Here is a 26325-nt window from a genome sequence, read left to right as displayed (position 1 = left end):
CTTCTAATGTCATTTCATCCATTAACATATAACCGCCCTCCTTTCCTGTTTGATTAAAAATTTATTGATAAAATACTGCTGCCCCTTACCGGTCACTTTTGTAGTCCGGTTGATGCGAACAGATCCATCCAGGTTGTTGACAGTGCTTATTTTGGTACATATGACAAAGTAAAGAAAGGTACATATATGTGCACAATGTGTAACTCTACAAAACCACACATTGAGATTATTGAATCTGATAATCAAACTTTGCCAAAATGTCCTAATTGTGGCGAATCTTATTGGTCGCTTATTAACGAACAATAGGTTTCTGAAAAATTTGTTTTTCCATTTCGAGCGTATGTTTCGTAACCCGCAAGTTATCATCCAACAGATGCTCGATTTGGTATTTCTTTTCGCAACGAATTCCATCTTTTCCAAATTGTGAAATATGCAAAATTTTCTCTCCCTTGAATTCATATGTCACCAATAGTGATGTATTTAATGAGAAAATTCGCTTCGATAATTTAAATCGTATTTTACGAAACAAATCAAGCATGTCCATATCCTTTCATTACTGTTCTGTCTTTGTAGGTTCACCAAATAACATTTTCTCCATCTCAAGCGTTTCTGCCGTTATTTGCAGTCCTTCATCTAACAAACATTTTATTTGATAATTTCTCTGAACTACTTCTCCATCTGCAAATGTCTTTGTTATCTGCAATATCTTTCTCCCGTCTGAATTCAAGCATATGATCGTGGTGCTTGGAACCCAATGGACTTCATGTTTCACAAAGTGCTTATGAAAAAAGATTTTTACTCTATTTGCTAATTTAATCATTTTTCACCTGCTTTCTCATATACCGGAATCATGCGAACCCTATAACCTGTTATCGCATTCCTTGCATTTGGCGTAATGGTCGCAATAGTTGTTGGATTTTCTTCATCTGTCTCAACAACAATCTTTTTATATTCCCCTAATGTTTTTTCATCTAACCACTGTTCCAATTTCCCATTCTCAGCAGATCGAAACGGTACAATAAAATGCTCCTTTTCCATTTGTAGCGTTTCTTCTGTAATGTTAAAATCTTCATCTAGAAGGTGTTCGATTAAGTAAGTTTTGCTATCCATCTCGCCAGAGAAATAATCTTTCGTCACTCTAAGTATCAGTCTTCCATCAAGATTAAATGGAATAACCATTATATTAGGAATACACTGAACCTTTGCAAAATGATCATCCCAAAACTCTCTTATCCAATTTTTTAATCTTTTCACTCATTTCACCTCTATTCATTATTTCCTTTCAGCAGATCAGAAATATACATTCCTGCATCACAAATAACTATATACTTTCTATATTTATAAGACACTTCATTATCAGCATCATCTCTTGAACTAACAGCATATTCAATAAGCGTTGCATCTTTTAAATAGCCAGAATGCTTCTCTTTAATTTTTACAGAATAAATATGATAAGCAATATCACATGCTGTCGCTCTAGTGTTATACATTTCGCCTGCAAGTTCATTAGAACCATACTCAACTCTATGTAAAAGAATATTCTTATTCTTATTGCATCTCATTTTGATGGAATACCCACCCGCAATGAATTTTAATATAAACATTTTCAAATTTAACTACTCTCCTCTCCACTCAATCTAGCAAAAAACGAATTTATCCACACCTACCTTTCAAAGTAATCCAGCACCTGATCTGCTATGTCCTGCAATTCCCTGTACTCCTCCACAATATCCATAGGATATACCATCGTTCTTCCGTTTTCTCTGCGGTATTCGTCTATTGCACAATCCACATCGTAATATCTACCGCATTCCTCCAGAATGATGTGATACAACTCTTTGAGTTCCATATCCCTGTTGCGTGTGATGCACCATATTCTTGATTTGTTGCGATCGTACCAGGTTTTCTTTTTGGGAACTAAGCGTTGTAACCGTCCAATCTTTGGCTTTTCCTCTTCCTGTCTTTCAATTTTCTGCAATCTTCTATGCAGATCATTCAACTTCCAGTCAACAATTTCTTCTGGAGTCCACTGCGATAAGCTCTTTTTCTCCTGCTTCTGCTCTACCACTTCCTGCTGGCTGATTGCCTGTTCCATTTCGTGGAAACGCTCAATATACTTTACAGTGAACTCCGTCCCCTTAATTCCTGTCATTTTATGAGCAATGAACTCGCATCCTTTCTTGGTAATGTTGTAGCATTTTCGTTCTTTTTCCTGTTCGTCTAAATATGTAGATAACTTAAAATATTGGGTCGGCTCAAAATTGAGCTGGCTAAAATGCTTCATATATGTTTCAATACTTCGGATAAGATTTTTATGAATCTTTCCAGTCATTTCTGCAACTTCCATAGAAGTTATAGACGCAGTTCCTAAATCATTCATTACTTTCCTTCTTTCCGTTCAACATTTTGAACCCTTGTTGCAAAAAAATAATCTCCTATATCACCATCTGATATATCAAGGAGACTTGCAGCCTTACAAATTTCCTTTTGTTTCCACGGAACCTTACTGTTCATCTTTAAGGACAGTGTTCTTTCAGACAAGCCCATAACTACGGAAAATTCTGACTGTGATCCATATTTTTCTACAATTTTACCACGCAGTTTCCTGTAATCAAATGCCATTATTTTTCTCCTTTCACGTTTTGTTCATTTTTTTGAACTAGTCATATCATATCACCCCCAAAAAATAATGTCAATACAAAAATTCAATTTTTTTAACTTCCAATGTTTTTTTTCTTGAATCTACATTGTAATTATGTTATATTCTTATTAGAAAGTGAGGTGACTATAATGAAAAGAAAAAATACTTCTATACGGCTTAAAGAGATAATGAAAGACCGAAATCTAAAGCAAGTTGATATTTTGAAACTAGCACAACCATTCTCTGAAGAATATCATATAAAACTCAACAAATCCGATGTAAGCCAATATTTATCAGGAAAATCAGAACCGGGACAAGATAAACTCTTCATACTTGGTATGGCTTTGGATGTAAACGAATCTTGGTTGATGGGATTTGATGTTCCAAAAGAAAGATATAATGTGCAAACCTCTCAATACATAGAAAACAAACAAGTTCAACAAGAAATGGAAGGAATATCAGGTATATTTGCAGGTATTGATAATCATCATTCAAACCAAAAACATGCCTTTGAATATGATAGACTCAATTCCAGAGACAAAAAGGATATAGCCAAAGACCTAGATAACATTATGCACAAATTACAGTCCGGTGAGGATGGTCCTGCAACTTTCGATGGTCAGGAACTATCTCCTGAATCAGCAGAGTTGTTTAAGATACAGTTGGAATCTATGCTTACACAATTAAAAGTAATAAACAAGGAGAAGTACAATCCAAATAAAAACAAGAAATAAAGGATTAGGGTGATTTTATTGAAAAAGGATATAAAGAAACTTGTAAGCTACTATATCAAAAAATTTGATACAACAAATCCCTTTGAAATAGCCGATGCTCTTGGAATAATTGTTCAAACAGGAAAACTTGGATTTGAAGGATGCTATATGTTCCTTAAAAACCATAGATGCATATTCTTAAGCGAAGATTTATCAGATCACGATAGAACTCTTGTTATGGCACACGAACTTGGACATGCTATCATGCATCGCAAAGTAAACTGCTACTTCATCCGGAATCAAACACTGTTACTTAATTCCAAAAGGGAAATTGAAGCCAACACATTTGCTATGAATCTATTACTTACTGATGATATGCTATACGAATACAAAGATTATACCATCAATCAACTAAGTCGTTTAACTGGTTATGAAAAAAAACTAATTGAGTTACGATTGCAAAAATAAGGAGGAATCACAATGAAATGTAAAAAATGTAATCAAGAAATGCGTTTTGGTCAAGAAGCATGTGGAACTGACATAAACGGTAATCCCATATTCAAGGATTTCGCATATTGCGATAATTGCAGAATTAGGGTAGAAATCCAACAAACTCCACCGGTTCAACCAACTAATAATGGATTTCAGAGTGCCGGGGTTCAAAATATCAATAATGTCCCAAAGAAAAAGAAACATGGATGCCTATGGTCTATTATAATATTTTTCTTAGTATGTGCATTACTATATCAATGCGGTAATTCGGATAAAGATTCTGATACTAAAAATACAAATAGTACATCCGTGTCCAACAAAGTTACTAACACACCAGCAGTCAAAAAAGACTCACAAAAAAGCAAGACAAATTCAAAGCCCAAGCAAGAGGCAAAATCTAAGCAAAAGGCAAAGCCTAAAAAGACAGCGAAGGCTAAGCCAACATTATCACCGAAGCAGATTAAGGCTAAGGAAAAGAAAGCTGCTAAAGCAAAAAAGGCAAAATTCATAAATGCGTGTAAAACATATAACTACAAAAAGGTAATGCGCAATCCAAACAAATACGTTGGCAAAAAAATCAAACTCAAATGCCAAATAAACCAAATTTCCGAAGATGGTTTGTTCACGCAGGGATTTTTGAGATGCTATTCCTATAGTGGATATGATATATATGCAGATGATGAGTATGTAGTATTTGACGAGCGTGCAGCTAAAACGCCTAAATTGCTTTCCAATGATATAATCACTGTATATGGGACTATAGAAAAGCCGGAGGAAATGACTAGAGCACTTACTGGCACTAAAGATACTGTATTTACAATAAAAATGAAATACGTCAAAATACATAATTAGAATCTTTGGTTACAGATTGGTTGTCAAATGGTTACTTGTAGGTCACATAAGTAGATTAGATTAGTATAGTATAGATTAAGTATAGATAAGAATAGAATAATTAGAATAGTATAGGGGAAATTCAGAAAAATTGACCAATATCTAATTTTTGTATATTGTATTTGAATTTTGCATATGCTATAATGCCAATAGGCAAAGAGAAATGAGAAGTCCATGCAGTTCGACTTCAAAACAAAAACCCCGGTGTTCCAGCACCGGGGTTTTCTATTCCTATTTTTTGGTGTGGAACGGCTTAATTCCACAGGCTGGCTACCGACTATTTGTCACCGTCCAACCATTTGATGATGTAATGGCAAATTACACCAGCCGCAACAGTGACAATAAGAGAAATGATATATTCCACGCAGTTCACCTCCCTTCCGTACCAATCTAGGAGGCGGTAACAAACCTATTTTATCATATAAACCTTGTTTATTCTATAAACTTTTTGTTTACGTGACCTACTTTTCCCTTGTATTGTATTTTAGCATACCAAGATTTGGAACTCACAAAAAGAACTTCAACTTTTATCCCAAACAGTCTTGTAATCAGCTAAAGCACTAGACAATTGACTGGTAAGATCGATAGGCTTACTATTCTTATCATCATCCTTTTTTGTCTTATCAGAATTAGTATTGATCACATTAAGCTCGTCAAATCCCATTGCTTCCTGTTATCGTTTCCTGCAGCCGATTACCATGAGCCGCTTATCTTTCCCATCCATCGTCCGGCAAGTGGAAAGCGTTACAAACTTATATTTCCGAAAGAATGCCTCAGCACTACTTTCATCCATTTCCCTTTTCATCTTCTTTGCCGCTTCACTCTGAAACTTGCTGTGACTTAGGATTTTCTCTACCATCCCGTAATAATCCTCTTCGTTTCCGTAATCCGTGAAGGAATAGTAATCTGCATATTTATCCGATTCTAATACCGAAACGATATGATAATCCTGCTCCTTTTTCTCTACCGGAGTAAACGAAAACACGGGATGTTCCTTAAAAAATGTTTCCTCACGGAAATTTTGCAGATAGCCAAAGTACCGTCTCCCGTTGATGTTGTGACCGTAAATGATAAGATTGTCACTGTCTGTCTTACAGCGGACATCTAAAAACGGTGTCCCATAAAAGCTGTAATCACCATGCACATTCCGGTGAAGATAATACTGCCAGTCACCTTCGTGATGACCTTTGATACCTGTCTGCATAACCGGATAAGAAAAGCCGGTGCCTTTGATTTCTAGCCACCCGATCATATCTTTGTACTTTTTGTGGAGGTTCCGTACACCACCCTTTTCTTTCTCCGTGGTAATCTCTTTTTCTATGTTGTCCTGCTTGATCTCCTGATCCATGGTTCTTTTTAACCAAAGCCCCAGAGCCAAAGCAATGGCTGCTAAAATAAAAAAAGAGAAGAAAAGTATTCTTCTTGAAAATACCTTTCTTCCCTTTGGGGTTGAAATGTTATTTAGTTGGTTCATAATTGTCCTTTTTACTATGTATTTGCATCTACAAACTGGAAGTTATCGCACTCCTGTCAATATAAAATCCATTAACTGTTCTACATCATCAAAATCATCATAATCCCCGTTTATGCCATTTCTGTGATACACAATTCCGTTTTTCTCATTTCTCTCTAAACAGTCCAAGAGCTTTTCTTCCCCATACTTTTTAGCAAATAAGGTAAATGCGTACGGTTTGATTTTGCTTAATAGTCCTTTCCTGCAATTTTCTTCACACTCATAACAATGTGTCAGTCCCTTTGTAATCGAACATTTTTTGTTCTCGCAAATATCATTACCTGAACAACCATTTGAGCCACAGCCGTTACAATCAGCTTTTTCTGTGCATAAACAACATGCAAGACCACATCTAGCAATTCCTAATTCTCGTTTCATAAGTACCACCACAACTTCCAATTTTCCGATTTGCAGGGAACAATTCCTTGTCCCCTGCACCATAATTATACCAAATAAACTCCCAGGCATCTACAAAAATCTTATTTCTTTACCACTGTTCTTCTCTTCCAAATCATCACCGCTGCACCAATTACCATAAGCAATCCTGCAGCAATCGGAATGATTGGCATGTTTCCACCAGTCTGCGGTGTATCCGGTACTTCCGGAATCGGCGCATCCTTAACCGTCACTGCCTGTACTTTCCCAGTATCCTTAATCGTCAGCTGTACCGGCTTTGCCAACTGATAACCGGATGGAGTGGAAGCCTCTGTAAAGGTGTAAGTCTCCCCAACGACCAGTTTTCCGGTGATGTCATAAGCATCATCTTTTGCAACAAATTTCATCACTTTATTTCCTTTGGAATCTGTTACAACAAACTTTGCACCGCCAAGAGCCTGTCCTGTCTCCTTGTCCAGTTTCAAAAGCTGGATATGCGCCTGCTCATCCACCATAATGATCTTGTCATCGGTATGATCAGCAAAAGTTCCGTCTTTCTGTTTCACAGCAACTACAGATGTATAAGAAATACCTGTTTCGCCGGATACTGCGCTTCCACTGACCGGATTTACCGTAACTGCACTTCCGCTTGCTACTGTATCTGTTAATACCGCCCAACCCTTTCCCATCTTCGTCCTGCTTATGCAGTGTAATTCTCTGACGGTAATAGGTATGATCTGTTATCGTTTTATAATTTGGATTCTGTAAAATATCTGCATCAACCATGATCAGTTTCTGATAGCCTTTTGTTGCTCCGGTCTTTGAGATGGTATAATAACTCAAACAGACTTCCAATAATATCTCCTAAAATTGCTCCGTACATATATGCCTCCAATCCCCGGATTACTCCGGCGCCTCTCTTTCTCTGTTACAATATGAGTATAATTGAATGGCATCTTTATATGGTCGCTGTCCCGGCGACACTTTTAAGATAAAAAACAAACGCCGATACTATGTGAGTACCGACGTAACATTTACTGATCAATATTTACTTGTAAATTTTTTACTCCAAGAATTTCATTCGTGTACTTAAATAAGGTCACATTCAGCTGCATAATATCATACTGCTTATCTATAATAGCCTTCTGCACGATCAGATCTACCTTACTGCTTGGGCTAAATGCCCAGTCTGCTCTCGCAAGTAAGTCTCTTGTCTGCTGACAGCATACAAGGCTCTGCTAATCTTGTATCTTCCTCAAGTGGATAGTTATCTTCTGCTACTTTAATTACTAGCGAATCGCATCTTCGCCTTTTAATTGTTTTTTATTTGCATACATGGCTGCATCTGCAATAGAACATATATGTTCAAAATCCTCGTCTGCATCCGGCGTGGCAAAACCAATGGCGCAACAATAAAGAGTCTTAGAAAGCTCCCTCCGCATATGATCGATCAGAGCAGGGACATCATCTTTTGAAACCCGTGAACATAAGATCATAAACTCATCACCACCGGTTCGATACAGGTGGCATCCCCTCGGCAGTATATTTTGAATGCACGCTACAATCGTACACAAAGCCGTATCCCCGGCCGCATGGCCATTCTCGTCATTGAATCTCTTCAGATCATTTAAATCAATGGAAATTACCGCTGTCAGACATTTGCTCTTCATCAAACGATCCGCATCCAGATAAAAATACCGACGGTTGAGCGCACGCGTAAGTGGATCCCGCTTGAACTGCTGTGTCGTCAAATACATATAATAATATGCAACACTCACAGCTCCCGTGGTATTGATGAGTCCGTCATAATGGAAAAACGCCTCCAGAATGGCAGCTATCGTGTTCGTCACCGCAATGAAAATTGCGATCAGCGATTCGTATGTATGCTCCATCTTATATAACTTATTAGTCAGGATAACCAACAGAATCAAATAAAAACCGGAGGCAACAAATGCCGAATATCCAAGTGGCCCCCGCACAAATTCATTCTTATCCGAGTATGAAAAACAAACACCTGAAAATAACGCAGTGGAAGCGATCAACATATTCAGAATTCCCGGAAGCGCAATAAATTTCTTAAACTTTTGCGACACTCTGTTACCACAGGAAAGAATGATCACAAAGCATATATTGATTGGTCTAAGCGCATACCCAATAATAGATACTGCCACACGCAGCATTGTCGGATACGGAAGTGTCGCACACCAGTATTCTATACTGTCAACGATAACCAGACACAGTACTGTGCTTATCGCAATGGAAAACAACCGAATTACCTTTCTCTGAAATACAGGATTTACATTGACGAAAATCAACATAAAAAAGGATATTAAGATCGTCGCAAAATTCAACTGTAAAAAATAATGAAGCATAAACTCCTCACCCCTTTTCTATCTGTAAATATACAAATTACACATTATTATAACACAGAAAAGGGAGAATGTCTTTATAGGGACGTTCCTTTTGTCATAGAAAGATGCCGTTATGGATCCATCCTTCTGATAAGACCACAAAATAAGGCAGACCCACATAGCTGAGTCTACCTTACTCTCTTTATTTAACGTTGATGCCACTGGCATATTGCTGCAGAAACTGTTTCTTTCCACATGGTCTTCCAAAATAATATCCCTGCAGATAATCAACCTTCATTTCTTTCATTTTCAGAAGCCATTCTTTTTCCTCGATGCCTTCTGCGCATATCCTGACGTTAATACTATGTACCATGGGGATGATATTTTTATATAATTCATAATCCCTGTCATTGTTCATCGCCTTGGCAGTAAAATCCCTATCCATTTTCACGTAACTTGGATTCATATCACGGATACAATGAAGATTCGAATATCCTGTTCCAAAATCATCAATCACAAAAGGAATCCCGTTCTTATCCAGAGTTTTACGGAATTTACAGAACGAAGGTGTCATATCCATAAATCCGCTTTCTGTCATTTCAACACATAAGCATTCCGGCTGTAATGAATATTTTTGAATTGCACCCAGAATATCCCGCTCCACATTGCCTTGCAGGATCTGAACATAGGATACATTTACATTCATCCGGAAGTCAGGAATATATTTCTGCATTTCACAGCACATTGCTGCAGCTTCGTTCAAAATATATCTTCCAGCGGGAATGATCAATCCGGTCTCTTCCAATAATGGGATAAACTCCATCGGTGAAACAAACTCCCGCCCTTCTTCCGTTATCATGGAAAAACGCATCAGTGCCTCTGCTCCAATGATCTGTTCGGACTGACAGTCCACGATCGGCTGGTAGTATACTTCAAAGCCATCATAATGGTTCACAATAGCATTACGAAGTGTTGCTACGATTCTTCCTTTTCGTAAAAAGACCTCATAGTCATCCTGGTCAAAAATATAGAATCCATTTTTACCCATGCTTTTTGCCTGTTTCAAGGCAAATTCAAACTTTTTGCGGCATTCTTCGGCTCCCTCACAAAATGTTGCTGCATCTATAACACCAATTGAAATAGAAAATATAGCTTCATACTTTTCGGCTACTATGAAATTATGAAGTTTATCTGTAATCTTTTCTTTCAGTGCCACAGCGTCTTCTGCGGAGGAAGCTTCCAGATCCACGATCACATACTGATCCGCTACCAGATGGTAAATTCTCTGCTTGTCTGAAAGGCATTCCTTCATACAGCCGGCTACACTTTTCAGGATATAATTACCATAATCAGCTCCCCTGGAGCTATTGATCGCTCCGAAATCATCAATTCCTACATGCATAAAAAAGCCCTTTGAAATGGGTTCCTTTTGCGAACGCAAGTAAGTAAGGAATTCCGGACCACCAAGCAGTCCGGTGATATTATCAGCCCTTCTCTTGTTGCCGGTCTCATTCAGACACCCGACCAGATATTCCGCATTTCCCTGCTGATCATCGATAACGATACCACGGCAGTTGATCCAGACCGGCATACCTTCTTTATCAAGCCATCTATAATGAAGATTATGTACCTTTTCTCTTCCTTCACATATATCCGCAAGATGCTTTGCAAGCATCTCACGGTCTCCTTCATATACTGCCTTCATAACTTCATTAAACATATCTGTCAGGATATTACTCGGTATATTAAATCGTTTCACAGCTGACTGTGAAATCTCAAAGATATTATTCTGCAGATCAAATATATACAGATAATCGTCCATACATTCTGTAATAATCTCAAATAAAATATCATCTGTCCGCTCTCCAAATAATTGAAATATATCATTAATCACAACAAAAACCTTCCTTCTGACTACTTCACTCTATTCCTGTCATTTTCTAGAATAGCTTAAAGATATTCACACGGTCATGCATCTTGGCTGCTCCCTCTGCCAGATTAATACTGATCGCAGTATTCTCTTCGGAGGATGCAGCATTGCCCTGTACTACGCCGGACAGCTGTTCAATTCCCTGACCGATCTGCTCCAAGGACTCTGCCTGGGAGTTGGCTTTCTCCATGGTGTTCTCTGCAAGCTCTGCAAAGGACTCCATATCTGCAATGATCTGATTGAATGCGTCTGCTGTTGTTCTTGTAATCGTATTGCCCTTTTCGATTTCCACTAAGGTCTTATCGATCAGATCTCTCGTATTCACAACCGACTTCGCACTATCCGCTGCCAGCTTGCCGATCTGATCTGCAACCACCGCAAAGCCTCTTCCTGCTTCTCCTGCTCTGGCAGCTTCAATGGAAGCATTCAGGGATAACAGATTGGTCTGGGCTGCAATATCTTCGATATCTGTGATAATATTACCGATCTCCTTGGAGATTTCTGTAATGTGCTTCATTTCCGTGAGCAGATCGTTCATTTTTTCTTTTTCTTCGTTCGCTTTATTTGCAGAAGCTTTTACACGTGCAGATGCGCTCTGTGTTTCCTTCGCTGTATCTTCCGCCAGATCCACGACTGTATCAACGGTGGCATTCAATTCCTCGATGACTGCTGCCTGCTCTGTTGCACCGTCCGCCAGGGATTTTGATGCATTTTCCACCTCTAATGCATTCGATGATACCTGTTCTGCCAGATTGCTGATCTCGGTCAGGGTACTGTTAAACCGTTTCAGAATATACAGCAGTGATTCCTTCAATTCCGAGAAATCGCCTAGGAAATCTGTAATATCATCACCATTTCTGGTCAGGTCACCCTGCGCTATTGCCTTTACCTCCACAGAAATCTCGCTGACATAATCTGCCAGAATACCCATGGCTTCTTTCAGATTTCTGATGGTATCGCCAAGCTCATCCTCAGACTCATAGGTAAGCATTTCTACATTAGACAGTTCGCCCTTACGCAGGCTGGCAACTGCTGCATCTATCTGTTCTACCGGCTCGGTAATGGATTTGGTAATGATCCCTCCGATCAGTGTCGTCACTACAGCTATCGCAAGACCCGCTGCCACGATCACAATAAATATGATTACAGTGCATACATTAGCCACGGTCTTTGCCCGGTCTAATTCTACCTGGAACTCGTCACGTAATATAGTTAATTTTTCAGTAAAAGCTTTATATTCTTCATACACCTCTCCGATCATCAGCTTTGCTGCTTCCTGCTGTTTACCCTCACGGCTTAACTGCAAAATTTCATCCGAAGCAGCCTTGTATTTTTCCCATCCTTTGCTTGCTGCTTCATAATCAGCTTGTCCTTTTTGAGCATCACTGTCTGCAGCGATGATCGCACCCAGATTCGCACTGGTGTCCTGGATCTGGCTCTCCAGCTTCTGAATTTCTGCTTCGCAGGAGTTCATGATTGCTGTATCTGATTCTACCAGATGCTGATACTGTTTGATTCTGTATTGCGCAGTCATTGTCTCTAAATCCTGCATATATTCCAATGACGGAGACCAGACCTCCGTGATCTTCTCTATATTTGAACGGATCACTAATGTCGATGTCAGTGCCACCAACATTAAAAATAATGTCATAACAAGCACTGTTATTCGATATAGTTTTAATTTTCCTGCAACCTTTAAGTTAGATATACGCTTTTTGAGCTTTTCCATGATAGTTTTCCCTTCCTTTGTAAATTCACATTTGATTATCCATAAACGGTTATAATATAGCATACTTTATTGAAAAAATCTATTAATAAAGTGTTAAATTATCTTCTACTAAATATTAGTGGTTCTATTGCTAGAAACTGGTGAAAATTAATCTAAATTCTGTCTCCTGGATGAACACTTTTCACAATGCTGATTTTTATTCTATTGGCTGAGGTAGACAAAAGAACCGTTGGTTACAGGCGCAGAAAGCTGTCTATAGGAAAGGGAACCCATGCCATGCTTGCACTTCTGGGAACTGCTAAAAAAGCTGCAATTCCGGCAAAATATGTTCTTTTTGACAGCTGGTTTTCATCTCCAAGCACCCTTCATGCTGTCAAACGAATGGATTTAGATGTTATATCAGCCTTTGGGAATTTGACCATCAACATACAGAATGTGGTTTACTAGCCACTCTGTAAGATATGTTAAAATACCCATAATCTGTTCATCCTGATCTTCTACCTCATCATTGTGATGTTCCATAAATTCATCAATCTTATATATAAATTCCTGATGCTGGGTTTTTTGTGTAAATAATTTCTTATAATTGATAGATTCCATATACTGTTCTTCGTCAGCAAAATGCTTTACCGTATAATCACGAAGTTTCTCTAATATCATGTCAATTCTATCATATTTATCTGGTGTGTACTCGTCATGGAGTAGTTCATATGCTTCATCTGCATACAAAAACAATTGCTTATGTTCCTCGTCAATCATATCTATTCCGATATAATATTCTGGTTTCATTTCATACATAACTTAATCCTCCTCTTAGTAATTCTCTACTTCGCTCTTTTCAAATGTTTTAAACTTATTGGTATCCCTTCCTACATTTGGGACAAATGCCTTTAAATGAAATATCATAATCCAAATATTCGATTCCATGCGTGTCATGAATTCTTTCCAGTAAATTCGGTATTTCATCCATATCCACATCTGAAACCTCACCACACTTTACACACCTGACATGGTAATGATTTTTTAATGTGAAATCGAACCGGTTCGGTCCATCCGGAACTTCAACCTTTCTTAAAGCACCTTCTTCTACCAATATATCAAGGTTTCTATATACAGTCCCTTTTCCAATTGTAGGATGTGCTTCTTTTATAAATTCATACACTTCATTTGCTGTAACATGTCTTTTCATCTCATACACAGCGTTTCTTACTAAATCTTTTTGAATGGTATTTCTTCTAATAATTATTCGGCCCCCTTATTAGGATTTATTCTTAACAAGGATTATATATTACTTTTCAGTCGATGTCAAGAAATATAGTAATTATTCCTATTATCACATAATTTTCGCAGCAAAAATACAACCATGTCATAAAGACTGATAAAACTCCATCGCTGCCGCCAGGTCCTTCTCATTCGGATGTCCCTTGGCAATCCCACCAACCAACTTAAAAGGTCCGAATGTATCATATCCCTTACATGAGAATTTCCCTATAACATTACAATGTTTATCTTTTATAATTGTTTCAATGGACTGATATGCAGCACTTCCACCATGCGTGCAGATCAGGAAAACCTCCTTATATTCCGGCAAATTCACAGATGCAAAATTCAACACGGATTGATGAAATTTTCCATAATAAATGCCCGAAGCAAAGCCTATCCGATCATATTCCGATAGATCTTTCTCTTTTACCTGTGTTGCATCAATAAGATCTACATCATTATTCTGGGCAATTTGCTCCACGACCTTTCGTGTATTGCCATGATGTACTGATGCAAATATGATTGCTATTTTCATTACTTACTCATCCTTCCTGCAGTCTTTCTAGAAAATGATGTGAACATCCGCCTTTGCAAATTCAGTATTTAATTGTTCCTGTATGTTTTGTAAGTCCATCTTTTCACCTTCTACATGAATTTATGCAGACGGTCTGCACAAATTACTCTTATTCAATCAGTATGATAATTAGTATCCGGTAGCTGGTCAGTAATGGATACTTATCGGAGATTTGTATCCTATAATCTGCCAAAAGTGTTCGATATTGACCAGTAACTGATCACTTTTTTGACCACTCACTTATAAAATGACCAGTAACTGAACACTTATTGACCACTTTTTTCATCACAGATACTGTATCGGATACTTGCTCCTTTTCCTTCTTTCTACTTCATCAATTCTTTTTTTATCTGCCATATCGATCACCCGCCTTTGTGTTTTTATCTTAACACATTTTTGTCATCTTATGTCGCATCCCAAGGGACATTTTCGACCCTCAAGCTTCCATTAAGCAATATCTCCGCCCGGTCTTTCGCCAATAACTCCTGATTGTTCACAATTTGTTGCGGTAATCATATTTGGAATACCTAAGTTCCTCATTAAGCTCTTCATCAAGAGCCCCTTCCAATAAAACAGACATATCATTCTCCCTGAGATATCCCTGCATCATTTCACGCATTGCTGCTTTTTGTGGTGAATCACTTTTTCTTCTTGCCATAATAAAAAACCTCCAAACTGAGTAATGTTATCTTACATCAGTTTGAAGATTTACACAAACTTTGGGACACTCCTGACAAATAACCCTTTTAGATTTATTCGTCCCTATTATTCTTATATTTTTGCACAGTCCATTATAATTTTATGACACATATCATATCCTAATACAGAGCTGTTCAAAGACAATGTATAATTGCCTGCCATTCCCCACTTCTGTTCCGTATAAAAATTATAGTTTGTTCTGCGTCTTTTATCTGTATCATTTATCATATTTATAGCATCAGTTTCTGTAACATTATACAATTTACATATGCGCTGTACTTTTTCCGGCATATCCCCATGAATAAACACATTTAACACATCATCCCTGTCTTTCAAAATGTAATCAGCATTTCTTCCAACAATTACACAAGGCTCCTTTCCAGCCAACTCCAAAATAACTTTTCTCTGTGCCTCATATACCATATCTTCTATGGACTTTCCTGTAATGTCACGTCCGGCAAAGGCATATGCAAATAAACCTTTCTTTGGAGATAACTCTGCATTTTCCTTAATGTACTCTGGTGACAATCCTGACTGTTCTGCAATCTGTCCAATAATATCTTTGTCATAATATGCAATGCCAAGTTTCTTTGCCACTTCTTCACCGATAAATCGACCACCGCTTCCAAATTCCCTGCTGATTGTAATAATCCTTTTTTCCATTTCCGGTTCCTCCTTAATTCAAAACATCTACTTTATTCTTTCTAATTCTCTTTAAAAATACATATCCTACCAGACATGAAATAACCTCAGTTATTGGAAATGCCCACCAGATAAGTGAAACTCCTATCTGACCATTTCTGACAAACGTAGAAAAAATTCCAGCCAGTGGCAGGATAATGATAAGCTGTCTCAGAAGAGAGATAACCAAAGATTCAACGCCGCCATCCAGTGCCTGATAAATTCCCTGGTAAGCAACATTTATTCCAGCAAACAGAAAGCTTATTGAGATTATCCTCATTGCTCCGATAAAATATTCCCTTGACTGTCCTGCATTGAACAAAGTTGCAAAAGCTCCAGGAAAAATTTCAGTAATTGCAATTCCAAGAATCATTAATACAACTGTATAGATCAGTCCATACCTGATCCCATCCCGAATTCTCTTTTTACTTCTCATTCCATAAGCAAATGCAATAATCGGAGTGATTGCATCTCTAAGCCCAAAGGCAAGGAATAATACAAACTGCTGTACTTTATAGAACAATCCATATGCAGTCTGTGCGGAAGGGCTGAATTTCAAAATCAGATTCATCACATATACCATGATAGACATAAGTGCCTGTGCAATAATTGCAGGAAGTCCAATAGCATATATTTCCTTGATTATTCCGCTATCCGGTTTCATATACTTTACATCATGTTCAAATTCCTTATTCAGTTTCATATGAAATACAAACAATACTATTGCAGACGCAACCTGTCCAATAACAGTTGCATATGCAGCTCCCTTCACTCCCATTTCAGGAACCGGTCCAATACCATAAATCAAAATCGGATCAAGAACAATATTCACCACCGCACCCACAACCTGACCGATTGTAGAATATAATGAACGTCCTGTTGCCTGTAAGAGTTTTTCAAATAATGAAAAGAAAATAATTCCAAATGAAATTACGCAGCATATTCTTAAGTAGTCTGTTCCCATTGATGTAACTTCAGGGTCAATTGTCTGTGATGAAATATATGCCCTTACTCCAAAAATCCCAAACAACAGGCACACCACATAAATAATCACTCCAAGAAACAAACTGTTTCCCGCAACTTTTGCTGCTTTTTTACCATTTTCCTGTCCAAGTGTTCTTGCAAGAAGTGCATTTGTTCCCACACCTGTTCCGATTCCAACTGCTACCATGAGCATCTGAACCGGAAACACCAGTGTAAGTGCATTAAGTGCCGCCTCACTTCCTGATCTCATGTTTCCAACAAAGGCACTGTCTACAATGTTGTAAACCGCCTGCAATGCCATAGATAAGATCATCGGTATTCCCATCTGAACCATGAGCTTATTTACCGGCATCTCTCTCATCTTGTTACTTTCTGCCATCTTAATAATCCTCCTTTTCTGCATAAAAAAAAGTGTATACTTACCTCATAAGCTGGACTTACGCTGATAAGCTACACACTTTTAACTGCATGATATATTTTCATAATGTGCGACAGCAGGTGCACAAAAAAAGAGTAGTAAAACTGGATTTACGCTAGTCTGCTACTCGTTTACCAGTATTATATTTTTCTTTTTCGAAAAAGTCAAACAAAAATTTTCTTGCATTTTTTCTCTTTTATACATTTATAATAGGCACGAAACAAAAAACATTAGATGTTCAACCTGCATCCATTCTCTATGTGCAAAGCCAGCGCAATAAAACGGAAGCGAAAACGCTTCCCTCTGAATAACCACTGGCAGTTTGCTTGAACATTTCCGCTCAAACCAAAAGCATATGACTTAATCCTCATACTGGATATGACAACATCATCTCAGATACTGTGCCACGCAACTAATAGAAGTAAAAATTTGAGCATATACTCGAACAAGAAACTACTTCTTAGCTGTTTGTCTCATGCTCTGTTTTCTCAATTCTAAGCATACGATATCCAATACCAATATGCGTCTGGATATATTTTTCCCCGTTTTTCTCAGGTTCTAGTTTTTTCCGCAGTGTTGCCATAAAAACCCTAAGAGAAGCGACATCATTTTCCAAACATCGTCCCCAAATCCGCTGGGTAATATAGGTATGTGTCAGTACCCTGCCCACATTGCGAGATAAAAGGCAGAGCAGCTTATACTCTATGGGCGTCAAATGTAGTTCTTCTCCCTTCAGATATGTGCAGCCGGCAGTATAATCTATCTTTAATTCCCCATTTTCAAAAATAGAGGTTTCCAGCTGATCCCCTGTCTGTGTTATAGCAAGCCTCCTTTGAGTGACACGGATACGTGCAAGTAATTCCTCTACTGAAAATGGTTTTGTAATGTAATCATCAGCCCCTGCATCCAATGCTTCTATTTTATCCGTATCCTCACTTCTGGCACTGATCACAATAATCGGCATATTCGACCATGTCCGAATTTTCTTTATTACCTCTACTCCTTCTAGATCCGGGAGCCCCAGATCCAGAAGAACAATATCCGGATTATGAGACGAAGCTTCCAGAATAGCTGAAGATCCGTTTTCTGCTGCCAGATATTTATAATCATGTGTTTTTAATGTAGTAATGATCAGGTTACGTATGGGCCTGTCATCCTCAACCACAAGTATTAATGCTTTATTCATTTAATGTCACCTCACTTAATGGTAATGTAAAAATAAAATTGCACCCATGGGGAGCATGATCCGTAAGAATCAGAGTTCCGTTATGTGCTTCTATGATAGAATGGCAAAGTGCCAAACCAAGTCCCAGACTCCGATGACTATCTGCAACTGTTGTTTTTCCTGTATAAAACATCTCAAAAATATGTGACTTCATCTCTTCCGGAATTCCAGGTCCATTATCTTCTACACTTATCTGTGCTTTCCCCTCTGTTTTAATTCCCCGAATGCAGATTACGGACCTGGCGGCGTATATTTTATTGCATTATCAATTAAATTTACCAGAACCTGTATAATAAGCTGTACATCCATACGTACAAGAACAAGTTCTTCACAGTCTGTCATAATTTTATAATCATCATGTTTCCGGCTAATATGCCGAAGTGACTCCGCAATCACTTCATCCAAAAGCTGATCCGTAAATTTAAATTTCAATCTTCCATCATTCAACCTGGTAATGGAAAGAAGATTCTCCACAACTCCGATCAGCCATTCGGAATCATCATAGATGTCGGTGTAAATCTGATGCCTAGTAGCTTCGTCCAAGCGTTCGCTGTTGCCAAGGAGCATATCTGCATTGCCGGAAATGGAACAGAGCGGGGTCCGAAGATCATGAGAGATTGCCCGGAGAAGATCTGCACGGAGCTGCTCATTTTTGGCTAAAATCGCATTTTTCTCTTTTTCCATAGCGTTTTGTGCGTTCTCCATAGCAAGTGCACATCCATTTATCACAGAAAGCAGAATACTGTATTCATAAGAATCCAGTGTTTCTTTTTGCATCGGTATCCCAATTACGCCATAAACATTATTCCCACTTCGAATTGCCAGATATAAACATTTGGCCTGGGGAAAATGATGTGTGGATACACCGGCACGCTGTCTGTTTTCGTAGGTCCATCTGGCTACATCCTGCTCTTCTTGCGTCAAAAAATCATCCGAATTTTCTTTTTCCCCAGAGAAAAGTTTCCCCTCTGATAAAGTTCCATTTTTCACAATATACGCTGTAATATTGCGGTTTAATAAGCGAATCAACTGTGTACAGGCAACTCCAAGAATCTCCGTTTCTCCTTTTTCCCTTTGCAGCAGGCGATCTGTGTCAAACAGAATCTGTGTACGAAAGGCAAGCTGCGCGGACAGTTTTGCATGTGTTTTCAGCTTTGCCGCAAGTGTTCCTGTAAGCACAGACGAAATAAGCATGATAAGAAATGTTACCGGATATCCCACCGCATACGTCTGAAAAGACATTCTCGGCTCTGTAAGAAAAAAACAAAATAAAAATACGCTTAAAAAAGACCCGGCTATGCTGCAAAAATATCCATCTGTCACGATTGAAGTAATCAAAACCCCAAAAATGTATATAGTTACAATATTTGTATCCGTGAAATTCAGCTTTTGAAACAATAGACCGATTAAAGTACATACTACAAATATAAAAGCTGTTAAGACATAGTCTTTTACAGATGGTTTTTCCGCAAGTTCTGTAAATGATCGTTTCGAATAGGTTCTATTTTTCACCGCATCCTGAACTATATGAATATCAATGTCCGGTATAATTTCAATTAGCTTTTCCGTCAAAGTTGATTTGCTGAAAAAGTGATTTCGTCTGGCATTGCTTTGTCCTATAACAATTATTGTAACACCGGAAAGTCTGGCATATTCTGCAATCTGCACGGGCACATTTTCCCCATGGGTCATTACTATTTCTGCCCCAAGTGTTTCCGCATACCGGATATGTTCTTCCAGCTTTTCTTTATCCATGGCTTCTGCTTTTGTACCAGTCTGCACATACAGAGCCGTAAAACGCGCCTGCAGCGCATTTGCCATCTTTGCTGCTGTATCTATTATTTTTAGATTCGAGGGTGCTGCGGACAGACAAACAAGAATATGGTCATCTGCCTTTTGAATATCATCTTCAATTTTCTGATTCATCCTTCCAATCCCCTTTTTCTAACGTTTTGGAAATTATATCATTCGACTGCGTTATAGTCAAAATCTTTTCTGCCTCTTCAGCCTGTCCATCAAAAATGATAATTTTCGCTTCTTTATATTGCCTTTTACACTCGTGAACCTCTTTTAGTAAGTCATTATCTGAAAGAGTGTTCAAAAGCAGTATCTTTAATCCTGTCTGCTTTCTTTCCGGTTTATCTTTGACCGTTTCCTGGATGGCATCAAAAAACTGATCTATTTTATTGGCAATATAAAAGCAAAAAACAAACATACAAAACACAGCAACCGCTAACATTCCCTGTACCATTAGCATCACCTCTTTACCAGTCTATCCGGCAACTTAATTATATACGGAAGCATTTCTGAAGTGCCCTGTATTCTCCTAACACCAGTAATTTATTATTCTCTGCTAAATACGTATCCGGGGAAATTGCAATACTAAATTCCCCTTCATCCTTTACTGCCAGGATATTAATGTTATAACGTTTCCTGACATCCAGCTCACCCACTGTCTTTCCAGCCCATCCTTCTGGCACTTCTACCTCAAAGATCGCATTGGACGCATCTACCTCCATATAGTCAAGGATATGGTCATCTGTGTAACGGATAGAGGCCCATTTTGCAACCTGTTTTTCGGGATAAACCACTTTATCGGCACCATTACGTAAAAGAAATTTTTCCTGAACATCACGTTCAGCCCTGGAGATTACCAGTTTTGCTCCCAATTCTTTAAGAAGTGACGTTGTTTCAAGGGAATTTTGGAAGCTTCCCCCAATGGCCACAAAACAAATATCATAGTTTCCAATCCCAAGAGAGCTCAAAAATTCCGCATTAGTGCTGTCACCGATTTGTGCATTGGTCACAAACGGCAGTACCTCGCCCACCCTTTCTTCATTCCAGTCAACCGCCATAATTTCATGTCCCAGCTGGCTTAACTGCATAGCATATGCTTTCCAAATCTTCCAAGTCCAACAAGCAATACATTCTTCATAATTCTATCTCTCTCCTTCTATCCAACTGTAATCTTCTCCATGGGCAGTTTTGCATTCCCCTTGCTTCTTCCGGAAAATACCGCATATATCAAAGTCAGACCGCCCACACGTCCCAGATACATAAGTATAATCAGCACGGTTTGCGAAAAAACATGCAGTCCCGGTGTAATCCCCAGTGTCAGTCCTACCGTGCCTACAGCTGAAGCAGCTTCATACAGACAATCTAAAAGTGGAAGACCTTCGTATACACTGATTGCGATTCCACCGCAAAAAAACATGGTAAAATAAAGCATAGCTATCGTTGCTGCATTTTTTATCACATAATGGTCCAATCTTCTTCCAAAAGCCTCTACGTTTTCCCGGCTTCTAAATGTCGCAATCGCATTTAAAATAAGCACCGTGAAGGTTGTCGTTTTCATTCCACCTGCTGTAGAACCCGGTGAACCACCTACTAACATCAACAGGATCATAACAGCTTTTGAAGCCTCACTCATCTTTGAAATATTTATCGTGTTAAATCCAGCTGTCCTTGTCGTTACCGATTGGAACGCCGCAGCTAGCAGGCGTTTTCCTGCGGATAAATTTTTTAGATCACAGACAAAGAAAAAAACTGTAGGAATTAAGATCAGGCCTGCAGTAGTCATCAGAATAATCTTGCTTTGCATACGGTAACGTTTAATATTCAGTTTATTCGTATAAATATCATCCCAGGTGAGAAAACCAATCCCTCCTACAATGATCAACAGCATAATTCCCACATTTACATGGACATTTCCAGAATACCCGGTCAACGAAGGAAAGGGATTGTCAGCCGTCCCCAGAATATCAAACCCGGCATTACAAAAAGCAGAGATTGAATGAAACACTGACATCCAGATTCCCTTTCCGCCATAATCAGAAAAAAAAGCCGGCAGTAACAACAGCGTTCCTGCAGCCTCTATCAGAAATGTCCCCTTTAAGATAAATCTTGTCAGTCTGACAATTCCGCCCACTTTAGGTGCTGATATCGCATCCTGCATGGTGCTCCTTTGCATAAGTGATATCTTTTTCCAGAAAAAAGGGAAACAGATGCTGCCACCGTTACCACACCAAGCCCGCCAATTTGTATGAGTACAAGAATAATCGTCTGTCCTGCCACAGACCAGTAGCTTCCAGTATCCTTCACAACAAGGCCTGTCACACATACTGCGGAAGTGGCTGTAAAAAGAGCCTCATGAAATGAAGTTGGTACTTTATCTAAAGTAGAAAATGGAAGCATCAGCAGAACGGTTCCCAAAAGGATCACTCCTGCAAACCCCAAAATAATTAACTGAAAGGATGTCAGATGTTTTTTCTTATATGTTTTTTCTAGCATAAATAATCAGCACTCCTTCTTATTGATTCTAAATACTGCTATCTTTGTGCTGTTTTTATTATATATAGTTGCTTTCAAAGATAGTATAAAAGTCTCTAATTCGGTATTAAGATTGTATAAAGATTTAACATATGTCAGTTCGTGTATTTCTCACGGTATTCCTTAGGTGAAACAGAAGCATATTTCCGGAAGACACGCGAAAAATGTCCGGGCGAAGAAAAACCAAGATGAAGACTGATAGCAGTTAGAGATTGTTTCGTGTAACGGAGCAGATGTTTGGCTTCATCTGTTTTTTTAGTAAGAATAAAATCTGTTAAAGTAACAGTGCTTTCAGCCTTAAAACGTTTTGAAAGATAAGACCGGCTCATAAAAAAATCTTTTGACATTGCTTCTACGGTAATTGCCTCTGACATATGACGGTTAATGTAATTTGATACATCCAAAATAAGGTGCGATGCTTGTGTTCCTTTGTATAATTGATTTACGCGTTTTGCAAAGTCTATGACCATAAGACGACCAAGCTTATTGATCCGATTGCAATCATCTAGTAATTCACACATAAGAATGTAGTTATCAATTAGTGTAAAAGCATCGTCAGGATTCATACCACCCTGGATTGCTGCACGTGAAGCAAGTGTTGCAACGGCAACAAATGAATTTTTAAAAAAGCGCAGATGGTTACTTTCCATTACATCTTTCTTGAATATCTGTGAGTTTTCAAGTAGATTCGATATAGAAATGTAATCTCCTTTTCGAATCATATTCATAAAATTTTCTTCCAGATCATACGTACTGTGGAATATTATATCCTGCTCAGAAAGCTTATCCGAGAGAGAATGGCCTGTTCCATGACGGCTTGTTTTTTTTGCAAAATGCTCCTGTAAGGAATCATCAATAAAAATATCTTCAAGAGAACATTTTTCATTGTTTAGTATATAATTTAAAAAGCACATGATCTGCATAAGATTTTCAAAAGGTATGTGTTTAATTTCCTGCATGGCAATTATAAATTCATCAATATCTTCTTTTGGGATATCTAATTGAATTGCTAGTTCCAGCAGGTTTGAAGCAGTGCTGGAAACTTGTTTTGTTGGTCCGATCACAAATTTATATTCATTAGAATTGACAATGCCATAGCAACTGAAATTATCTGTCAGCAAATAACCGATGTGATCAGAGATTTTAAGAATATCTGACTGATGTATGGAAATGGGATCTTTTATAAAATGAGTTATAGAATAATAAAAAATAAGTTCATTGTTTTTATAAATATGTACTGGAACTCTGGAAAAATCACCTATCATTGTGGCGATATAATTGTAATCAACAAATTTCATATTAGATGCCTCCTAATGCATTTTCGACACAATTATATCATTTATAAACACAATTATGCAAGAAAATATATATATGAGAATGATAAAATCTTGCAGAATTAAGAATACAAACTATAAGAAAGGAACTAGAGAATTAATGTACAACTAAATTTTTTAAGAAAAAAATCGAAAATATGCAGTTACGAGAAAGAATAGGCTACGGATATAAAAAAGTAATTATAATGATGCTTATTTCTGGAATACTTTCTATTGCAGCGATAGGCATGTTGTTTTCAAGTCTTGTACATTATGTTAATAAAATTAATGCTTCTGATATAGCTGTTAAGATGTGCAGAGTGGATGTAAATTCTGCAGCAAGAAATGTGAGAGAAATGGCACTAAAGGATGACACATCATCTTATACTAGTTATGAACAGACCATAGCAAACTTACTTAACGATGTTGATTCACAGCTGAAAATAATAAAAAACTCGGGCGTTGTTCCAAAGAAGAAGTATGAGGAATATGCAACAGCCTTATCTGATTGGGAAACTATATGTTCATCTATTGTGAATGAGATCAAATCGGGACAGAAAGAGAAAGGGACTGAGGATATTCTTACAAAATGTACTCCTGCATTAAATAAATTGGTAAATCTTGCTCTAGAACTAGATGATTTTACTGATAAAGTCAGCAGCGAGGCAGTAAGAAACACCATACTTTATGCTGTTGTAGGCATTATTTTTATTATTTTCCTTTTAACTTTGGCATGGATCAGTGCAAGAAAAACGAGCAAGAAAGTTCTTCACAGTATTTTAGAGCCTTTACATGCCATTGAGGATGTTGCAAAAGAATTAACAGAGGGAAACTTGCATAGTACATTAGATTATCGTTCAGAAGATGAAATTGGACGATTGGCACATAGTATGCGTAAATCTATTCGGATTCTTGGTTCATATGTAGATGATATTGATCGTGCGATGAAGCTGTTTTCAGAAGGAAATTTTGATGTGCAGCCTAATGTAGAATGGAAGGGCGACTTTATTGGAATTTTACGCTCTTTTATGGATTTTGAAAAAAGTATGGCGAAGATGGTAAAAGGGATACAACGAGCTTCCAATCAGGTGTCAGGTGGCGCAGAACAGGTGTCAGCAGGGTCAACAGAGTTGGCGGATGGAGCTACGAATCAAGCAGCATCCGTAGAAGAATTGACGGCAACGGTTGAGAATGTTTCAGAACAGGTAAGACATAATTCAGAGGCAGCCAGCGAAATAAGTACAAAGGTAGTGGAACTAGGAGATCATATTTTAGAAAATGATTCTAAGATGCATGAGATGGTTCAATCCATGCTTGAAATCAAGGATTCATCTATGCAGATAGATAAGATTATTGAAACAATTAATGATATTGCATCGCAGACGAATCTTCTTGCATTAAATGCTTCCATTGAAGCAGCAAGAGCCGGAGAAGCAGGAAGAGGATTTGCAGTTGTAGCTAATCAGGTAAATCAGCTGGCAGATCAAAGTGCACAGGCAGTAAAAGAATCGGCTGCTTTAATTAAAACATCTGTCAATGCTGTCGGAAAAGGAGTCTTGCTTGCAGAAGAGACTGCCCAACAGCTTGAAGAAATCGCAAAAAGTTCGAAAATGATTACCGAAGAAGTATCAGGAATTGCAGATACACTTGCAACCCAGACAGAGGAAATCCAGCAGATAAATGTAGGAATCGAACAGATTAATGATGTTGTACAAAGCAATTCGGCAACTTCTGAAGAGTGTGCTGCAGCAAGCCAGGAAATGAATAACGAAGCAGAACATTTACGTGATATGATACGCGAACTCAAAGTGGCCAAATTTGAATAGAACGAAAAGCCCGAGACCGTTTCAAGTTTTGTGTAAACTCAAAAAACAGACATAAGATTTTATTAATAGTTATACTAAGAGCAGAGACCAGATTTTGGTTCTCTGCTCTATCTGCATTATACAGGTATAAATGCTCATGTCAAATAGATTTCCCTAGAATTCTGCTTTTTCCATCCGTTCTTCAAAATAAATCTCCAGCTGGGCTCGTATCTGGGACCAGTCCCTGCTCTAGGTTTTAGCGTCTTGTCACTCTTAGTAATTAATCACTATCTTTCTACATTCTTCGCAGCAGTTTGCTACCACTCTTGTCCTGTGACCTGGCTTGAGTTTTGTTATCTCTACAAAACCATCTGCGTTTTTGCGTTTCGAAACGACCCG

At 38.1% G+C, this 26325-nt stretch carries 27 protein-coding genes and 2 pseudogenes; 4 read left to right on the top strand and 25 right to left on the bottom strand.

All coding sequences use genetic code 11. The features are described 5' to 3' along the window. Positions 1–21: 21 nt before the first annotated feature. From DW981_RS16165 to DW981_RS08440, 6 genes are all read right to left on the bottom strand, one after another. Positions 22–366 (bottom strand): phage antirepressor KilAC domain-containing protein, encoded by a 345-nt coding sequence (locus tag DW981_RS16165; RefSeq protein WP_347474545.1) that lies wholly within the window; start codon positions 364–366, stop codon positions 22–24. Between the two features lie 187 nt (positions 367–553). Beyond that, on the bottom strand, positions 554–703 hold the full coding sequence (locus tag DW981_RS15365; RefSeq protein ID WP_207663991.1) for a hypothetical protein: 150 nt from the start codon (positions 701–703) through the stop codon (positions 554–556). A gap of 113 nt (positions 704–816) precedes the next feature. After that, positions 817–1254 (bottom strand): hypothetical protein, encoded by a 438-nt coding sequence (locus tag DW981_RS08455; RefSeq protein ID WP_118507396.1) that lies wholly within the window; start codon positions 1252–1254, stop codon positions 817–819. Between the two features lie 11 nt (positions 1255–1265). Then, positions 1266–1610 carry a hypothetical protein gene (locus DW981_RS08450; RefSeq protein WP_147352628.1) on the bottom strand — a complete coding sequence of 115 codons (345 nt, stop codon included), beginning with the start codon at positions 1608–1610 and terminating at the stop codon, positions 1266–1268. A 53-nt stretch (positions 1611–1663) separates the two neighbouring features. Further along, a complete protein-coding gene (locus tag DW981_RS08445; protein WP_118507394.1) occupies positions 1664–2380 on the bottom strand; it encodes a Rha family transcriptional regulator in 717 nt (238 codons plus the stop codon). Beyond that, a complete protein-coding gene (locus DW981_RS08440; protein WP_118507393.1) occupies positions 2380–2622 on the bottom strand; it encodes a DUF739 family protein in 243 nt (80 codons plus the stop codon). Before DW981_RS08440 ends, DW981_RS08445 begins: the two co-directional genes overlap by 1 nt. A gap of 168 nt (positions 2623–2790) precedes the next feature. On the opposite strand from DW981_RS08440, the gene DW981_RS08435 reads away from it, so the two are divergent. From DW981_RS08435 to DW981_RS08425, 3 genes are read left to right on the top strand one after another with little or no spacing between them, the layout of a single operon-like run. Beyond that, positions 2791–3375 carry a transcriptional regulator gene (locus DW981_RS08435; RefSeq protein ID WP_118507392.1) on the top strand — a complete coding sequence of 195 codons (585 nt, stop codon included), beginning with the start codon at positions 2791–2793 and terminating at the stop codon, positions 3373–3375. An 18-nt stretch (positions 3376–3393) separates the two neighbouring features. Continuing rightward, positions 3394–3822: an ImmA/IrrE family metallo-endopeptidase gene (locus DW981_RS08430; RefSeq protein ID WP_118507423.1), complete on the top strand. Its 429-nt coding sequence runs from the start codon at positions 3394–3396 to the stop codon at positions 3820–3822. A gap of 12 nt (positions 3823–3834) precedes the next feature. After that, on the top strand, positions 3835–4698 hold the full coding sequence (locus tag DW981_RS08425) for a hypothetical protein (RefSeq protein ID WP_118507391.1): 864 nt from the start codon (positions 3835–3837) through the stop codon (positions 4696–4698). A gap of 712 nt (positions 4699–5410) precedes the next feature. Here the strand turns inward: DW981_RS08425 and DW981_RS08420 are convergent. The 19 genes and pseudogenes from DW981_RS08420 to DW981_RS08330 all read right to left on the bottom strand — a co-directional run bounded on the left by DW981_RS08420 (position 5411) and on the right by DW981_RS08330 (position 24106). After that, positions 5411–6211 (bottom strand): class B sortase, encoded by an 801-nt coding sequence (locus DW981_RS08420; protein WP_118507390.1) that lies wholly within the window; start codon positions 6209–6211, stop codon positions 5411–5413. Positions 6212–6253: 42 nt separating this feature from the next. Beyond that, positions 6254–6628: a DUF3795 domain-containing protein gene (locus DW981_RS08415; RefSeq protein WP_118507422.1), complete on the bottom strand. Its 375-nt coding sequence runs from the start codon at positions 6626–6628 to the stop codon at positions 6254–6256. A 101-nt stretch (positions 6629–6729) separates the two neighbouring features. Then, positions 6730–7314: an LPXTG cell wall anchor domain-containing protein gene (locus DW981_RS08410; protein WP_118507389.1), complete on the bottom strand. Its 585-nt coding sequence runs from the start codon at positions 7312–7314 to the stop codon at positions 6730–6732. Positions 7315–7914: 600 nt separating this feature from the next. Continuing rightward, positions 7915–8997 carry a GGDEF domain-containing protein gene (locus DW981_RS08400; protein ID WP_118507388.1) on the bottom strand — a complete coding sequence of 361 codons (1083 nt, stop codon included), beginning with the start codon at positions 8995–8997 and terminating at the stop codon, positions 7915–7917. 181 nt (positions 8998–9178) lie between these two features. Beyond that, a complete protein-coding gene (locus DW981_RS08395) occupies positions 9179–10870 on the bottom strand; it encodes an EAL domain-containing protein (protein WP_118507387.1) in 1692 nt (563 codons plus the stop codon). Between the two features lie 46 nt (positions 10871–10916). Then, positions 10917–12635, bottom strand: a complete 1719-nt coding sequence (locus DW981_RS08390) for a methyl-accepting chemotaxis protein (protein WP_118507386.1) — start codon at positions 12633–12635, stop codon at positions 10917–10919. A 399-nt stretch (positions 12636–13034) separates the two neighbouring features. Beyond that, entirely contained in the window at positions 13035–13433 is a 399-nt protein-coding gene (locus DW981_RS08380; protein ID WP_118507385.1) for a hemerythrin family protein, read from the bottom strand. 55 nt (positions 13434–13488) lie between these two features. After that, complete coding sequence (locus DW981_RS08375) at positions 13489–13860, bottom strand: transcriptional repressor (protein ID WP_347474544.1); 372 nt, start codon at positions 13858–13860, stop codon at positions 13489–13491. 141 nt (positions 13861–14001) lie between these two features. Next, positions 14002–14433, bottom strand: a complete 432-nt coding sequence (locus DW981_RS08370; RefSeq protein ID WP_118507383.1) for a flavodoxin family protein — start codon at positions 14431–14433, stop codon at positions 14002–14004. 532 nt (positions 14434–14965) lie between these two features. After that, entirely contained in the window at positions 14966–15130 is a 165-nt protein-coding gene (locus DW981_RS15095; RefSeq protein ID WP_182434196.1) for a hypothetical protein, read from the bottom strand. A gap of 113 nt (positions 15131–15243) precedes the next feature. Then, positions 15244–15834: a cytidylate kinase-like family protein gene (locus tag DW981_RS08365; protein WP_118507382.1), complete on the bottom strand. Its 591-nt coding sequence runs from the start codon at positions 15832–15834 to the stop codon at positions 15244–15246. Between the two features lie 13 nt (positions 15835–15847). Then, entirely contained in the window at positions 15848–17215 is a 1368-nt protein-coding gene (locus DW981_RS08360) for an MATE family efflux transporter (protein ID WP_118507381.1), read from the bottom strand. Positions 17216–17714: 499 nt separating this feature from the next. Then, the gene (locus DW981_RS08355) at positions 17715–18440 is read right to left on the bottom strand and encodes a response regulator transcription factor (protein WP_022024839.1); all 726 of its coding nucleotides are present in this window, start codon (positions 18438–18440) and stop codon (positions 17715–17717) included. After that, a complete protein-coding gene (locus tag DW981_RS16160) occupies positions 18433–18672 on the bottom strand; it encodes an ATP-binding protein (protein ID WP_347474543.1) in 240 nt (79 codons plus the stop codon). Before DW981_RS16160 ends, DW981_RS08355 begins: the two co-directional genes overlap by 8 nt. A gap of 38 nt (positions 18673–18710) precedes the next feature. Continuing rightward, on the bottom strand, positions 18711–20405 hold the full coding sequence (locus DW981_RS08350) for a DUF4118 domain-containing protein (RefSeq protein ID WP_347474541.1): 1695 nt from the start codon (positions 20403–20405) through the stop codon (positions 18711–18713). Continuing rightward, positions 20389–20730, bottom strand: coding sequence for a hypothetical protein (locus DW981_RS08345; protein WP_118507380.1), 342 nt, complete (start codon positions 20728–20730; stop codon positions 20389–20391). Before DW981_RS08345 ends, DW981_RS08350 begins: the two co-directional genes overlap by 17 nt. 37 nt (positions 20731–20767) lie before the next feature. Further along, positions 20768–21414, bottom strand: a pseudogene (locus tag DW981_RS08340) (TrkA family potassium uptake protein). An 18-nt stretch (positions 21415–21432) separates the two neighbouring features. Then, positions 21433–22769, bottom strand: a pseudogene (locus DW981_RS08335) (potassium transporter TrkG). A 134-nt stretch (positions 22770–22903) separates the two neighbouring features. After that, entirely contained in the window at positions 22904–24106 is a 1203-nt protein-coding gene (locus tag DW981_RS08330; protein ID WP_118507379.1) for a helix-turn-helix domain-containing protein, read from the bottom strand. 326 nt (positions 24107–24432) lie between these two features. Between DW981_RS08330 and DW981_RS08325 the strand changes: the two genes are divergently transcribed. Continuing rightward, complete coding sequence (locus tag DW981_RS08325) at positions 24433–25947, top strand: methyl-accepting chemotaxis protein (RefSeq protein ID WP_347474542.1); 1515 nt, start codon at positions 24433–24435, stop codon at positions 25945–25947. Positions 25948–26325 lie beyond the last annotated feature (378 nt).

Source organism: Clostridium sp. AM49-4BH (genome assembly GCF_003478335.1).
Lineage (GTDB): Bacteria > Bacillota > Clostridia > Lachnospirales > Lachnospiraceae > Butyribacter.
Note: the sequence above shows the minus strand (reverse complement) of the source record. Positions and strands in the feature narration are given on the sequence as shown.

Coding starts and splice junctions, on each gene's coding strand:
- DW981_RS08350 (WP_347474541.1), bottom strand. CDS start 20,405: ATGAATCAGAAAATTGAAGATGATATTCAAAAGGCAGATGACCATATT.
- DW981_RS08345 (WP_118507380.1), bottom strand. CDS start 20,730: ATGGTACAGGGAATGTTAGCGGTTGCTGTGTTTTGTATGTTTGTTTTT.
- DW981_RS08445 (WP_118507394.1), bottom strand. CDS start 2,380: ATGAATGATTTAGGAACTGCGTCTATAACTTCTATGGAAGTTGCAGAA.
- DW981_RS08435 (WP_118507392.1), top strand. CDS start 2,791: ATGAAAAGAAAAAATACTTCTATACGGCTTAAAGAGATAATGAAAGAC.
- DW981_RS08425 (WP_118507391.1), top strand. CDS start 3,835: ATGAAATGTAAAAAATGTAATCAAGAAATGCGTTTTGGTCAAGAAGCA.
- DW981_RS16165 (WP_347474545.1), bottom strand. CDS start 366: ATGATAACTTGCGGGTTACGAAACATACGCTCGAAATGGAAAAACAAA.
- DW981_RS08365 (WP_118507382.1), bottom strand. CDS start 15,834: ATGGAAAAAAGGATTATTACAATCAGCAGGGAATTTGGAAGCGGTGGT.
- DW981_RS08390 (WP_118507386.1), bottom strand. CDS start 12,635: ATGGAAAAGCTCAAAAAGCGTATATCTAACTTAAAGGTTGCAGGAAAA.
- DW981_RS08325 (WP_347474542.1), top strand. CDS start 24,433: ATGTGCAGAGTGGATGTAAATTCTGCAGCAAGAAATGTGAGAGAAATG.
- DW981_RS15095 (WP_182434196.1), bottom strand. CDS start 15,130: ATGGCAAGAAGAAAAAGTGATTCACCACAAAAAGCAGCAATGCGTGAA.
- DW981_RS08420 (WP_118507390.1), bottom strand. CDS start 6,211: ATGAACCAACTAAATAACATTTCAACCCCAAAGGGAAGAAAGGTATTT.
- DW981_RS08355 (WP_022024839.1), bottom strand. CDS start 18,440: ATGAATAAAGCATTAATACTTGTGGTTGAGGATGACAGGCCCATACGT.
- DW981_RS08400 (WP_118507388.1), bottom strand. CDS start 8,997: ATGCTTCATTATTTTTTACAGTTGAATTTTGCGACGATCTTAATATCC.
- DW981_RS08360 (WP_118507381.1), bottom strand. CDS start 17,215: ATGGCAGAAAGTAACAAGATGAGAGAGATGCCGGTAAATAAGCTCATG.
- DW981_RS08415 (WP_118507422.1), bottom strand. CDS start 6,628: ATGAAACGAGAATTAGGAATTGCTAGATGTGGTCTTGCATGTTGTTTA.
- DW981_RS08410 (WP_118507389.1), bottom strand. CDS start 7,314: ATGGGAAAGGGTTGGGCGGTATTAACAGATACAGTAGCAAGCGGAAGT.
- DW981_RS08370 (WP_118507383.1), bottom strand. CDS start 14,433: ATGAAAATAGCAATCATATTTGCATCAGTACATCATGGCAATACACGA.
- DW981_RS08330 (WP_118507379.1), bottom strand. CDS start 24,106: ATGAAATTTGTTGATTACAATTATATCGCCACAATGATAGGTGATTTT.
- DW981_RS08380 (WP_118507385.1), bottom strand. CDS start 13,433: ATGTATGAAATGAAACCAGAATATTATATCGGAATAGATATGATTGAC.
- DW981_RS08440 (WP_118507393.1), bottom strand. CDS start 2,622: ATGGCATTTGATTACAGGAAACTGCGTGGTAAAATTGTAGAAAAATAT.